Here is a 12,606-nt window from a genome sequence, read left to right as displayed (position 1 = left end):
CTATGGCTCATTTTATGATCAAATTCGAAGGGAGAATTTAAGTGCCTATAATCGAATTTACACAAATAGATGGAAAGTCTCGGGAAAGGTGTCATAATCGCTTTTCTTAAATTTATTATTTATTATTTGTTATATTTAAGAATAGCTCTTCTTAAGACCGCGCATGTTTTATTTGTAAAACGAAGAGGAATCTCATCAATATTTCGAGGCTTTAAAGCTTCCTTGGCTGAAAAAATATCTTTAAGGTCTTTATTCAGCTGGGATTTATCTCATTCAGTTGCGCGTGCTAGGATATTTTTTGTAATAGGAGGGTTTTCTTTAGTTTTTCTTATAATAAGTATCAGGTTACTAATTGTAGCTAGTACTGACTATGTAAATTTTCAAAAAACAATGGGTCGTAAATCAATTCACAGAGTCGATATCACCGACAGAAATAATAATTTACTTGCTGTAAATCTTCCTGGGGCTTCTCTGTATGCTAATCCTAGAAAGATTATTGACCCAGAGGAGTCCATTAAAAAATTGTTACTCGTAATACCTGATTTAGATGCAAAAAAGATTTTGGCTGACCTAAAAAGTAATAAAAGTTTTGTTTGGATAAAGAGAGATGTTACTCCTCTTGAGCATGAAAAAATATATAACATTGGTATGCCAGGTTTTGGTTTTGAAAGAGAGCAAAAAAGGATTTACACATACGGTAATTTGTTATCACACGTAATTGGTTATGTGAGTAGGGATATGAATGGCCTTGCGGGCATTGAGCAATTTTTTGAGAAATTCATTACCGGTCAAAAAGAAAAAGAAGATAGAACTGGTATGGGCGACGTATTGCAACTTTCAATTGATGTTCGTGTACAAAATATTCTTAGTGAAGAGATGGAAATAGTCATGAAGAAATTCAAGGCTAAAGGAGCTGCAGGAATAATAGTTGATCCAAATAATGGAGAAATTTTAGCCTTAGTAAGCAAGCCTGATTTTGATCCGCATAATCCTGGTGCAGCTAAAGCTGAACAGTTGTTTAATATGGTTACACAAGGAGTGTATGAAATGGGATCTGGTATGAAGGCTTTAACTGTGGCAGTTGGGCTTGATACTGGATCTACGTCAATTAACGATGCTTATGATTTAAGTTATCTTAGGGTCCAGGGTTTTCAAGTTAAAGATCATCCACGTCCCTTAAAAGGGTGGCACTCAGTTCCACATATTTTTCTTAAATCAAGTAATGTCGGTTTAGCACAAATTATTCTAGAAACAGGCAAACAAAGTATACTTGAGTACTTAAGAAGATTAAGGTTACTTGAGCCATTACAAATGGAAGTCCTTGAGAGGGCCAGGCCGTTATTTCCGAATTTTTCGCGGTGGACTGATTTAAGTTTAATAACTATGTCGTACGGATATGGCATATCTGTTAGTCCAGCGCATTTTATACAAGCGATGATGCCTATTGTAAATGGAGGTGTTATCTATCCACTAACTTTGGTAAAAAGAGACCCGAAAGAAAAACTGGTTGGAGAAAGGGTGTTTCAGGAGAGTACTTCACTTGCAATGAGAAAATTAATGCGTCTTGTTGTTACTGATGGCACAGGTTCAAAAGCTGAGGTTAAAGGCTATTATGTTGGGGGTAAAACTGGGACAGCCGAGATTGCGCATGCTGGCGGATATGATAAAAACAGAAGAATGTCATCGTTCTTTGGTATTGTTCCTGCATCAAATCCAAAATATATAATATATATAGTCTATAATGAGCCAGTAGGAATTAAGGAGTCTTTTGGTTTTGCTGGCGGTGGTTGGACTGCTGCTCCAACAGTTGGCGCTGTTCTTAAAAGGTTAGTAGCGCTTTATGGTATGACTAAGGTTGACGAGGATAGTGAAGAAGTGCAGGAGTTAAATAACATTGAGTATAAGATAAGAGATGAAACTTAAGTTACAAACGCTATTTACAGAAGAAAAGATAAAAGATATCTCGTTTGATTCGAGAAGGGTAAAGCCAGGTGATGCTTTTTTTGCAATTCGTGGTGAAAATTTTGATGGTAATAAGTTCATTGAAGATGCTTTAAGAAAGGGAGCTTCGCTGGTTTTTACTGATGACAAGAGTTCTGCGCTTCATTCGGGCAAAGTAGTGTACGTCCAAGATGCTAGAATGAGTTTAGCCATTGCAGCTGAAATATTATATCCTAAAAATCCTAGTAACATTATAGCTGTGACCGGGACAAATGGCAAAAGTTCTGTAGTATCTTATGTTCATCAAATCTTGTCGCTACTTGGAAAAACTAGTGCTTGTATAGGAACCTTAGGTTTGGAATCGAATATAGAGCTAATAAAAGATTTTAATAATATTGAAAATTCTCATCAAACAACTAGTGATCCTGTTAGTTTTAGAATGGTATTAAATACCCTAGAGGAAAGTGGCATAGCGAATGTAGCTTTCGAAGCTTCAAGCCATGGTATAGATCAAAAACGACTTGGTGAGATTAAAGTTAAATCTGCAGCATTTACAAGTTTCTCCCAGGATCATTTGGAATATCACAAAACAATGGAAAATTACTTGCAAGTCAAACTTGGGTTTTTTAGAGATAATTTAGAAAAGGGAGGTGAGGCTGTTATTAATTCTGAAATAATGTTTTTTGATTCAATTAAGAAATTTTTAGAAGAGCATTCGATTCGATATTTTTCTGTTGGCAAAGCTGGAGATATTAATGTAACTAGTTGCAAGGGGAGTATTGTGGGGCAAGAAATTACTTTCGAGTTTTTACAAAAAAAATACAAATTCTCTACTAGTATTATCGGATCGTTTCAGGCAACAAACATATTGATAGCAGCCAAATTGGTGTATAACCTAAATATTGGTTTTGATGATATTGTTAAGGTATTGCCCAAGTTAAAGGCCGTTTGCGGGCGATTGCAAAGAATTACTGACCCTAAATCTGATTTTCAGGTATTCGTTGATTACGCTCATACTCCAGATGCTTTAAGTCAATCCTTGAGTGAGCTTAAGAAAATAAAACCTGAATCAGGAAAACTTTGTGTTATTTTTGGATGTGGTGGGGATAGAGATAGTTTAAAGCGTCCAATAATGGGTAAAATCGCAACAAGTATTGCCGATTATGTAGTTATAACTGATGATAATCCACGCACAGAAGATGCAACCAAGATTAGAAATGAGATTGCGCTCGGTATGGTAAATAGTACCGGAGATGTACCATTAAAAACTGAAGTTGATATTATTGGTGATAGAAAAGAGGCAATTGTGAGTACAATTGAAAAATTAAAGAAGGGAGATATTCTGCTCATAGCTGGAAAAGGGCATGAAGATTATCAGATTATAGGAAATAGTATTAATAAGTTTAGTGATATAGAGATTGCTACTTGGGCTTTTAAAAACGCAGTAGAAAGAGGTGTTCAATAATGATATATTCAGTGGAAATTAAATAATGGGGTTAAAATGATTTGGACAACCAAAGAATTGGGTAAGGCATTATTACTAAATATTGCTGGTAATAGAGAATTTGGCAAAGTGCAATTTAATTCTAAAGACGTGGACCAAGGAGACATTTTTATTGCTTTAAAGGGCGTACGCGATGGGCATGAATTTGTTCTGGATGCATTAGATAGGGGGGCTTCAGTCGCAATTGTTTCCCAAAAAATTAGCAATGTTGACCAAGCAAAGCTCATAATGGTAGAAGATACATATGAGGCTTTAATGGATTTGGCTGAGTTTAAACGCCGAAATTCAAAAGCAAAATTCATTGCAATTACCGGAAGTGTCGGGAAAACTAGTACAAAAGAAGCAACGAAAATAATGCTTAGTGCTTATGGAAAAACTCACGCTAGTCATGGAACGTTTAACAATTATCTGGGAGTCCCTCTTTGCTTAGCGTCGATGCCAAATGATACAGAATATGCTGTAATCGAGATGGGCATGAGTGCAAAAGGAGAACTGAGTGAACTCAGTAAGCTTGCTATACCGGATGTCGCTTTGATTACTGCAGTTTCTGAAGGTCATATAGGCTCTTTTAATTCTCTTGAAGAAATTGCCGATGCGAAATGTGAGATATTTGAGGGAATGGATATTAATGACGGAATAGCTATAGTTAATCGGGACATTACGACTTATGAAAGATGCATACAGAATATTGACCGAGCTGGAATGCAGAATGTACAAACTTTTGGTAAGAGAGTAGATGCAGGGGTAAGGTTTGTTTCAAGCGAGATCTTGGAGGATAATGCTTTAAGGTTATTATATACTATTGATAGTGAAGAATTGGAGTTAGTTATACCACTTATACCGGTTCATTTAGCTGAGAATTTTGCAGCTGCTTTTGCAATTATAAAAGCGCTGAAGCTTGACCCGGAAGCGGCGACTAGTGCAATAGCTTCCTTCATTCCGGTAGTTGGTAGAGGTGGTTTGCTTACTGTAAAAAAAGATGGTAAGGAATATAGAATTATCTGTGACTATTATAATGCTAATCCACAATCAATGAATGCTGCCTTAGAGTATTTAAATTTGTTCGATAACGAGAATAAAGTTGCTGTGCTTGGCGATATGGGTGGGCTTGGTAAATTTGAGAATGAACTTCATATGAGTATAGTTCCTCATATCAAAGATTCAGGAGTTAAGAAGCTATTTTTGGTTGGCGAAAGGATGAAACATTTGAAAAATGAATTTGGCAAAGAGATTCAAGTTTTTTGTTTTGACGATGCTCAGTCGCTTTGCACAGAAATTGATAAGTATATTGTTGGTGGCGAATTAATACTTATCAAAGGTTCAAGAAGTATGGGAATGGAAAGAGTAGCCACTAAGCTAGGGGTTGAGAATGCTCTATAATATACTGGTCCCGTTTGCGCAGAAATTTCATATAGCTAATTTATTTACGTATATTAGCTTCAGAAGTGGCCTTGCTATCTTAGTTAGTATATCTCTTTCTTTGTATATGGGGCCTAAGCTAATTCGATATCTTAGAGGTATGCAAAAAAATGGTCAGCCAATCAGAGATGATGGTCCTTCAAGTCATTTTAGTAAAGCTGGTACGCCGACAATGGGTGGGTTGATGATACTAGGTTCAACCATTATTACCACTTTATTGCTTGCTGATTTATCTAACCCATATATTTGGGTTGTGCTTTTTGTTTTACTATCATTTGGCGTACTAGGTTTCATTGATGATTATAAAAAAGTAAGCAAAAATAATTATCGTGGTATTAGCGGTAGAATGAAGTTGATTATTCAGTTTGTAATTAGTGCTCTTGCTTTTATCGCCATTTCGTATTGTGCTAGGCCAGAATTTGCAACGCAACTAGCTTTTCCTTTTTTTAAAAATTTGTTTCTGGATTTAGGTTATTTCTATATACCATTTGCTATGGTTGTGATTATTGGTTCATCTAATGCTGTAAACTTGACTGATGGATTAGATGGGTTGGCAATCGGCTCCATAACCATTGCTATAGCCTCTTTTGGTTTAATTTCATATCTAGTGGGGAATAGCATTTATGCAAATTATTTACAGATAATTCATGTCCCACATGTTGGCGAGCTTACGGTTTTATGTGCTGCTATAATAGGTAGTAGCTTAGGATTTTTGTGGTACAATGCACAGCCGGCTGAAATATTCATGGGTGATACTGGTAGCTTGTCATTAGGCGGAGTAATTGGAACAATAAGTGTTATTACTAAACACGAGCTGGTTCTTTGTATTATTGGAGGGGTGTTTGTTATCGAGACATTATCGGTGATTATTCAAGTGTTGTATTTTAAAAGAACTGGTGGAAAAAGAATATTCCTTATGGCTCCATTACATCATCATTTTGAAAAAAAAGGATGGCCAGAATCAAAGGTGGTAATAAGGTTTTGGATCTTAGCTATAGTTTTTGCATTGATTGGTTTGTCTTCACTAAAATTGAGATAAATCTATGTATGGAAACAATCCCAAAAGGGCTGCTGAATTTGGCGATGGCTTAGTACTTAAGGTTCAGAAAATATTCAAAACGTTACAGGGCGAAGGGCCAAATGTTGGTGTTCCGGCTATATTTATAAGGTTGGGTGGATGTAACCTGGCTTGTAGTTTTTGTGATACTGATTTTGAAGGTTTTGTTGAAATTGAGCTTAATAAAATAATATCCCAAATTAGACAATTAAGTTTAAATGATAGAGGCGTTAAATCAGTAAACTTAGTGGTTATTACGGGAGGAGAGCCACTGCGTCAACAAATATCTCCCTTATGTGATAAGTTAATACAAGATAATTATGCAGTACAAATTGAGACAAATGGTACGATTTACAGGACAATTCCAAAAGAGGTAGAAATTATCTGCTCACCGAAAGTTGTTGCAGGAAATTATTTATCAGTAAGAGAAGATCTGTTACCAAACATTAGAGCATTTAAATTTCTTATTTCGGCAAATATAAAGGAATATTCTTCTGTGCCTGAACTAGGACAGAAAAGATGCAATATCCCTGTTTTTGTGCAAGCAATGGATGAGTACAAAGAGGAGATTAATATACAAAATCTTAAACTTGCTGTTGATATAGCGATAAATAACAGTTATCGTTTATCTTATCAAATTCACAAAGACCTTGGAATAGAGTAAGTAAAAACAGTATTTGAATTAAGTGGATGAGAAGGAGCGTTATGAAAAAAGCGGTTGTTTTGGTTAGTGGTGGTCTTGATTCGTCGACAGTTCTTGCAATGCTTGATAAAGATGGATATGAGATTTATGCTCTAAGCTTTAATTACTCTCAGAATCATCTTGTTGAGATAGCAAAAATTCAAAGTTTTATCACCAGATATAACGTGAAAGCACATAAAATTATTAATTTAGATTTGTCTGCATTTAACAACTCAGCTCTGATAGATAAAGCGATTCAGGTGCCTAAATATTCAAATGTAAATGATTTGGGTGATCAAATCCCGGTAACTTATGTGCCAGCGAGAAATACTATATTCCTAAGTTATGCTCTTGGTTATGCCGAGGTTATTGGTGCGTTTGATATATTTATTGGTGCTCACATGACTGATTCAGCAAATTACCCGGATTGTAGACCGGAGTATCTTAAAAGTTTTGAAACAATGGCAAATCTAGCAACAAAGCTTGGCGTAGAGGGAAATAGAATTAATATCAATGCTCCACTGATAAATATGTCAAAAGCAGAAATTGTAGCAAAAGGCATTGAGCTTGAAGTTGATTATTCAGAAACTATATCGTGTTATGACCCAACTATATCAGCAATATCTTGTGGAACTTGCCATGCTTGTTTAGTTCGTTTGGAAGCTTTTAAAGCAAATGGCCAAGTAGATCGTATCCAATATTTGAGGTAATAGCATGAATACCCAATATTTTTTTGGTTCATTCCCGGCTTTGGATCTTGGTGAACTAGTACTTCGAGAAATTTTAGCGACTGATGCCCAAGATTATTTTGATTATATGAATCGTAATGAGATGGAAGGTTTTTTGACAAAAGAAAACAGGCCACAAACAATTGAGAAAGCATTAGAAGAAGTGCAATATTGGGGTAGTTTATTTCCTGCTAAGCGAAGTATTTACTGGGCTATTGCTCTAAAAGAAACTAATCAAATGATTGGTACAGCTGGTTTTAACCATATTTCTTTTGCTAATTCTAGAGCGGAAATTAGCTACGATCTAAACCCAGATTATTGGGGTAAGGGGGTAATGCTAAAATCAATTAAAGGCATATTGCATTTTGCTGATTTTGGTCTTGGGCTGGTTAGAATTCAAGCAACAGTGATTATTGACAATGAGAAATCAATTAAAGTTCTTGAAAGATGTGGTTTCGAAAAAGAAGGCTTCATGAAGAAATATGAAGTTGTAGAAGGAGAGCATAAGGACTACTATATGTTCGGTAGAGTTGTTTAAAATTTAACCTGAATTTGACCTAAGAAATACATCAACTTAGGTGCAAAACGTCTTTTTATGGGGTTGTTATGCAGTTGCGTATTTTCTTATCAATATTAATTAGTTTGAACTTTTTTGTAGAAACTGTGAATGCAAAAGTAATTAAAACTACTGATACGGCTGTGATTCGTCAGGAAGTTTTGAAATTAACAAAAGATGACTTGGTAACTTTTGATGTAAAGGGCGTAATATTTTCTCCAACAGATCAAATTCTTGCCCATAGGTTTATACCGGAATATAGACAATTTCTTAAGCAAATAGAACTTACAAAAGGAATAGATGAAGCTAAAAGATTAGAGGGGGTTGTGTTGCTTAACTATGAGCCTAGGCTTGTAGATGAAGATATTCCTGAAATTATCAAAGCAATTCAGCGTAATGAAACCAGAGTTATAGCTCTCACGGGTGGGTACACAGGCCCACTTTCTGCAATAGAGAGTAAGGAAGATCTTAGAGTAAAGACATTAAAAAATTTTGGTATAGATTTTAGTGCTAGCTTCTTGGTTCCTATGGTTAGGTTTGATGCCTTGATAAAAAAAGATTCTAATGATCCAGTGCCACTATATAAAAATGGTGTATTGTTTTCTTCAAGGTATCCAAAAGGAGTCGTCCTTAAAAGCTTTTTAGAGAAAGTTAAATTTAAGCCAAAGAGAATAGTTCATATAGATAATAGTCTTAAAAAGATTGAGGAAGTGGAAAGTTTTGCTGATGAAGCAGGAATTGATTACCTAGGCATACATTACACTAAGATACACGAAAATTATTCGCAAGAACTTGATCAAGCAGTAGTTGATAAAAAGTTTGAAACTCTAGTTGAGAAAAGTTTGTGGATTTCAGATAAAGTTGCTAAATGTATAATTAACACCAGATCTTCTATTGAAAAATGTAATGCAAAAAAATTAGTACGCTAGGTATTGTAATATTTTTTACTTTGGTTTCTAAACTAATGAGTCTCAAATTACATAAATGGTAGTTATTTTTAATCTAAATAACCTTGAAACCCTTGTCAAAAACAAGAATTATATCTAACCTATTACATAAATATAAGTAAGTTTGTTAGCTGATTGAATAAAGAAGAAGTTTTTTATGTCTAAAGACCCTATTGTAATAAAAAATTCAAGGCCGCTTTCGCCTCATTTAAGTATATATAAACTCCAGATAAGTTCTGTATTGTCTATTGGTCATCGTTTGAGTGGTGTGGGCTTATTTTTTGGCCTAGGTGCGTTTTGTTGGTGGTTTATATTTTGGGTATTTAGTAAATTTGAGCCTTGCTATTTAGATTTTTTAGATAGTTCAATGGTAAAATTAATATTATTTCTAGTTAGTTATAGCTATTTTTATCATTTTTGTACGGGTATTAGGCACCTTGTATGGGATGCTGGTTATGGTTTTTCGATTAAATCAATTAATTTAACTGGTTGGCTTGCTGTGATAGTATCAGTGTGCCTAACAGTCATATATTGGTTATTTATGTGAGGTATGACTTGTGAAAAATAAATATAGATCTGATCTAGCTATAGCAAAAAATTTAGGGTCAGCAGGTTCTGGGTCTGCCCATTGGTGGCATCAGAGGGTTACTGCTATAATACTTACTATTACAACTTTTTGGTTAATTTGTTTTTCTTGGAGTTTAAGCGGTTTAGAAGTAAGTGGAGTAATTGACGTTGTAAAAAAACCGTACAATATAGTTATGCTTGCATTGTTTACTGTAGCTGGGTTTTACCATGCAGCACTGGGAATGCGTGTTATAATTGAAGATTATATTCATTGTAGAGCAATCAGGCTGGTATCGATTCTATTGGTACAAATTTTTTCTATAGTAACAATTATCAGCTTTATTATAGCTGTTCTGCATGTAATGAATTTATAACGGAATCTTAATATGGCACACGAGTATAAGGTAATTAACCATGAATTTGATGTAGTAGTAGTGGGAGCCGGCGGAGCAGGCCTGCGGGCTACGTTTGGTATGGCAGAAGCTGGCCTTAGTACCGCGTGCGTTACTAAGGTATTCCCGACTAGAAGTCACACTGTGGCAGCTCAAGGTGGAATTAGCGCGGCTCTTGGCAATATGGGGCAAGACGATTGGCGTTGGCATATGTATGACACAGTTAAGGGCTCAGATTGGTTAGGAGACCAGGATGCTATTGCTTACATGTGTAAACATGCAGCTGAAAGTGTTATCGAACTAGAGCATTACGGTGTCCCATTTTCTAGAACAAAAGAAGGAAAAATTTATCAACGTCCTTTTGGAGGAATGACTACTGAGTATGGGAAGGGAAAACCAGCGCAAAGAACTTGCGCGGCAGCAGACAGAACTGGACATGCAATATTACATACTCTTTATCAGCAAGCTTTAAAACATCAGGCTCAGTTCTTTATAGAGTATTTCGCTACCGATCTGATTATGGAAAATGGTGTGTGCAAGGGCGTGATGGCCTGGAACCTTGATGATGGATCGCTACATGTTTTTAGGGGACATATGGTGGTGCTTGCAACAGGCGGATATGGAAGAGCATATTTTTCTGCTACATCTGCTCATACTTGTACTGGTGATGGTGGTGGTATGTGTATACGGGCAGGTATACCTATGCAAGATATGGAATTTGTTCAGTTCCATCCAACTGGAATCTACGGTGCTGGTTGCTTAATAACAGAAGGAGCCAGGGGAGAAGGTGGATATTTAGTTAACTCAGAGGGTGAGCGTTTTATGGAAAGATACGCTCCATCAGCAAAAGATCTTGCGTCAAGGGATGTTGTTTCTCGTTCAATGACTATGGAAATAAGGGAAGGTCGGGGTGTTGGTCCGCATAAGGATCACGTATATTTGCATTTAAATCATTTGCCTCCAGAAGTTTTAGAAAAAAGACTCCCAGGTATCTCGGAGACGGCAAAGATTTTTTCAGGTGTGGATGTAACTAAAGAGCCAATACCGGTAATTCCTACAGTGCATTATAATATGGGTGGTATCCCAACAAATTACCACACAGAAGTCATCACCTTGAAAAAAGGCAAGCAGGAAGTTGTGCCTGGTCTTATGGCTATTGGAGAGGCTGGTTGTGTTTCGGTACATGGAGCAAATCGTCTTGGTTCTAATTCACTTCTTGATCTTGTTGTATTTGGTAGGGCGGCTGCCCATAGAGCTGAAGCTGTGGTTAATAAAGAAGCCCCGCATTCTAAGCTAAAAAGTGATACTTTAACTCCGCTGCTAGAGAGATTTGATACTATAAGAGCTGCTAAAGGTAAAACTTCAGTTGCTGATTTAAGGCTTAAAATGCAAAAAGCAATGCAGAACCATGCTGCGGTATTTAGAACAGAAGAAACATTAGAAGAAGGAAAGAAGCTTATAGATTCTATTCGTAAAGAATATGAGGATATTAATATTAATGATCGTTCAATGATTTGGAATAGCGATCTTGTTGAAGCGTTGGAGTTATCTAATCTGTTAGATCAGGCTGTTCTTACTATGCATGCAGCTGCTAATCGGAAAGAAAGCCGTGGTGCCCACGCAAGAGAGGATTATCCTGAAAGAGATGACAAGCACTGGATGAAGCATACGATGTTGTGGCTTGATGAGCAAGGCCAGGTAAAAATAGATTACAAGCCAGTAACGCTTGAAACCAACTCGGATGAAGTTGAAACTGTGCAGCCTGTTAAAAGGGTATACTAGGTAGAGTGGAATGACTATAAAAGCCAAGTTTACAATGACATTTTTTAGGACTAGTATTTAGAATATTTAAGAGGAGATAGTATGGCTGATTTAAGATTACCTCCAAATTCAAGGGTGCTTGAGGGTAAAGTTCATGTTAGTCTGGAGTCTGGAGAGTCTCCTAAAAAACTTATAATTTACCGCTATGACCCTGATTCAGGAGAAAATCCAAGGGCAGATACTTACGAAATTGATTTAGATAAATGTGGCCCTATGATCCTTGATGCCCTTATCAAAATTAAGAATGAACTAGACTCTACACTAACATTTAGGCGTTCATGTCGTGAAGGAATTTGCGGCAGCTGCGCTATGAATATTGATGGAACTAATACATTAGCGTGCACCAAGCCTATAGAAGAAATTGTTGGCGATATCAAGATTTATCCACTTCCACATATGAAGGTTATAAAAGACCTTATACCAGACATGACTCATTTTTATGCTCAATATGCTTCAATTGAACCTTGGCTGAAATCAGATACTCCTGTTTCCAAAGATAGGGAAAGGCTACAATCAGAAGAAGATCGTGAAAAGCTTGATGGACTTTATGAGTGTATACTTTGTGCATGTTGTTCTACCTCTTGCCCTAGTTATTGGTGGAATGGAGATAAATACCTTGGTCCGGCTATACTTTTGCAAGCTTACAGATGGCTTGCCGATTCAAGGGATGAAGCCGATGGGGATAGGTTACATCAACTTGAAGACCCATTTAAGCTTTATCGGTGTCATACCATTATGAATTGTACAAAAACTTGTCCTAAAGGTTTGAATCCAGCTAAAGCTATAGCTGAAATTAAGAAAAAAATGATAGAAAGGGAAGGGATATAAATTAATTTATGAGTAGTATTATACAAAACTCCAAATTAAATAAGAAAAGTGGATTTCAAAGATGGGCATTGTTCATCCTACAAGAGACTTTCCATCTATTTGTGTAAATTCGATTATAGGCACTTAAATTCTCCCTTCGAATTTGATCATAAAATGAGCCATAG

General features: G+C 36.2%; 12 protein-coding genes. All 12 read left to right on the top strand.

The features are described 5' to 3' along the window. Window positions 1-69 precede the first annotated feature (69 nt). The 12 genes from Megvenef_RS03320 (at window position 70) to Megvenef_RS03265 (ending at window position 12,442) form a co-directional block, all read left to right on the top strand. Window positions 70-1,923, top strand: a complete 1,854-nt coding sequence (locus tag Megvenef_RS03320; protein ID WP_322776577.1) for a peptidoglycan D,D-transpeptidase FtsI family protein — start codon at window positions 70-72, stop codon at window positions 1,921-1,923. After that, the gene (locus tag Megvenef_RS03315) at window positions 1,913-3,406 is read left to right on the top strand and encodes a UDP-N-acetylmuramoyl-L-alanyl-D-glutamate--2,6-diaminopimelate ligase (protein ID WP_322776576.1); all 1,494 of its coding nucleotides are present in this window, start codon (window positions 1,913-1,915) and stop codon (window positions 3,404-3,406) included. Before Megvenef_RS03320 ends, Megvenef_RS03315 begins: the two co-directional genes overlap by 11 nt. Before the next feature lie 36 nt (window positions 3,407-3,442). Then, window positions 3,443-4,825, top strand: coding sequence for a UDP-N-acetylmuramoyl-tripeptide--D-alanyl-D-alanine ligase (locus tag Megvenef_RS03310; protein WP_322776575.1), 1,383 nt, complete (start codon window positions 3,443-3,445; stop codon window positions 4,823-4,825). Further along, complete coding sequence (gene mraY, locus Megvenef_RS03305) at window positions 4,815-5,903, top strand: phospho-N-acetylmuramoyl-pentapeptide-transferase (RefSeq protein ID WP_322776574.1); 1,089 nt, start codon at window positions 4,815-4,817, stop codon at window positions 5,901-5,903. The genes Megvenef_RS03310 and mraY overlap by 11 nt, the downstream gene beginning before the upstream one ends. 4 nt (window positions 5,904-5,907) lie before the next feature. Then, window positions 5,908-6,585, top strand: coding sequence for a 7-carboxy-7-deazaguanine synthase QueE (locus tag Megvenef_RS03300; protein ID WP_322776573.1), 678 nt, complete (start codon window positions 5,908-5,910; stop codon window positions 6,583-6,585). Between the two features lie 41 nt (window positions 6,586-6,626). Then, window positions 6,627-7,313 (top strand): 7-cyano-7-deazaguanine synthase QueC, encoded by a 687-nt coding sequence (gene queC, locus Megvenef_RS03295; RefSeq protein ID WP_322776572.1) that lies wholly within the window; start codon window positions 6,627-6,629, stop codon window positions 7,311-7,313. A 4-nt stretch (window positions 7,314-7,317) separates the two neighbouring features. Continuing rightward, on the top strand, window positions 7,318-7,869 hold the full coding sequence (locus Megvenef_RS03290; protein WP_322776571.1) for a GNAT family N-acetyltransferase: 552 nt from the start codon (window positions 7,318-7,320) through the stop codon (window positions 7,867-7,869). Window positions 7,870-7,937: 68 nt separating this feature from the next. Next, window positions 7,938-8,816: a DUF2608 domain-containing protein gene (locus Megvenef_RS03285; protein WP_322776570.1), complete on the top strand. Its 879-nt coding sequence runs from the start codon at window positions 7,938-7,940 to the stop codon at window positions 8,814-8,816. Between the two features lie 175 nt (window positions 8,817-8,991). Further along, window positions 8,992-9,381, top strand: coding sequence for a succinate dehydrogenase, cytochrome b556 subunit (sdhC, locus tag Megvenef_RS03280; protein WP_322776569.1), 390 nt, complete (start codon window positions 8,992-8,994; stop codon window positions 9,379-9,381). 10 nt (window positions 9,382-9,391) lie between these two features. Next, window positions 9,392-9,775, top strand: coding sequence for a succinate dehydrogenase, hydrophobic membrane anchor protein (sdhD, locus tag Megvenef_RS03275; RefSeq protein WP_322776568.1), 384 nt, complete (start codon window positions 9,392-9,394; stop codon window positions 9,773-9,775). 12 nt (window positions 9,776-9,787) lie between these two features. Further along, window positions 9,788-11,575 (top strand): succinate dehydrogenase flavoprotein subunit, encoded by a 1,788-nt coding sequence (gene sdhA, locus Megvenef_RS03270; protein WP_322776567.1) that lies wholly within the window; start codon window positions 9,788-9,790, stop codon window positions 11,573-11,575. A gap of 81 nt (window positions 11,576-11,656) precedes the next feature. Then, complete coding sequence (locus tag Megvenef_RS03265) at window positions 11,657-12,442, top strand: succinate dehydrogenase iron-sulfur subunit (protein WP_322776566.1); 786 nt, start codon at window positions 11,657-11,659, stop codon at window positions 12,440-12,442. The last annotated feature ends 164 nt before the right edge of the window (window positions 12,443-12,606 follow it).

The sequence above is a fragment of the Candidatus Megaera venefica genome (assembly GCF_034554655.1).
GTDB lineage: Bacteria > Pseudomonadota > Alphaproteobacteria > Rickettsiales > Rickettsiaceae > Megaera_A > Megaera_A venefica.
The sequence above is the reverse complement of the archived record's forward strand: the minus strand, read 5'-3'. Positions and strand labels throughout refer to the sequence as shown.

Bases quoted from the DNA above. Each gene is read 5' to 3' on its own strand.
- Megvenef_RS03320 (WP_322776577.1), top strand. From the start codon at position 70: ATGGAAAGTCTCGGGAAAGGTGTCATAATCGCTTTTCTTAAATTTATT.
- Megvenef_RS03315 (WP_322776576.1), top strand. From the start codon at position 1,913: ATGAAACTTAAGTTACAAACGCTATTTACAGAAGAAAAGATAAAAGAT.
- Megvenef_RS03310 (WP_322776575.1), top strand. From the start codon at position 3,443: ATGATTTGGACAACCAAAGAATTGGGTAAGGCATTATTACTAAATATT.
- mraY (WP_322776574.1), top strand. From the start codon at position 4,815: ATGCTCTATAATATACTGGTCCCGTTTGCGCAGAAATTTCATATAGCT.
- Megvenef_RS03300 (WP_322776573.1), top strand. From the start codon at position 5,908: ATGTATGGAAACAATCCCAAAAGGGCTGCTGAATTTGGCGATGGCTTA.
- queC (WP_322776572.1), top strand. From the start codon at position 6,627: ATGAAAAAAGCGGTTGTTTTGGTTAGTGGTGGTCTTGATTCGTCGACA.
- Megvenef_RS03290 (WP_322776571.1), top strand. From the start codon at position 7,318: ATGAATACCCAATATTTTTTTGGTTCATTCCCGGCTTTGGATCTTGGT.
- Megvenef_RS03285 (WP_322776570.1), top strand. From the start codon at position 7,938: ATGCAGTTGCGTATTTTCTTATCAATATTAATTAGTTTGAACTTTTTT.
- sdhC (WP_322776569.1), top strand. From the start codon at position 8,992: ATGTCTAAAGACCCTATTGTAATAAAAAATTCAAGGCCGCTTTCGCCT.
- sdhA (WP_322776567.1), top strand. From the start codon at position 9,788: ATGGCACACGAGTATAAGGTAATTAACCATGAATTTGATGTAGTAGTA.
- Megvenef_RS03265 (WP_322776566.1), top strand. From the start codon at position 11,657: ATGGCTGATTTAAGATTACCTCCAAATTCAAGGGTGCTTGAGGGTAAA.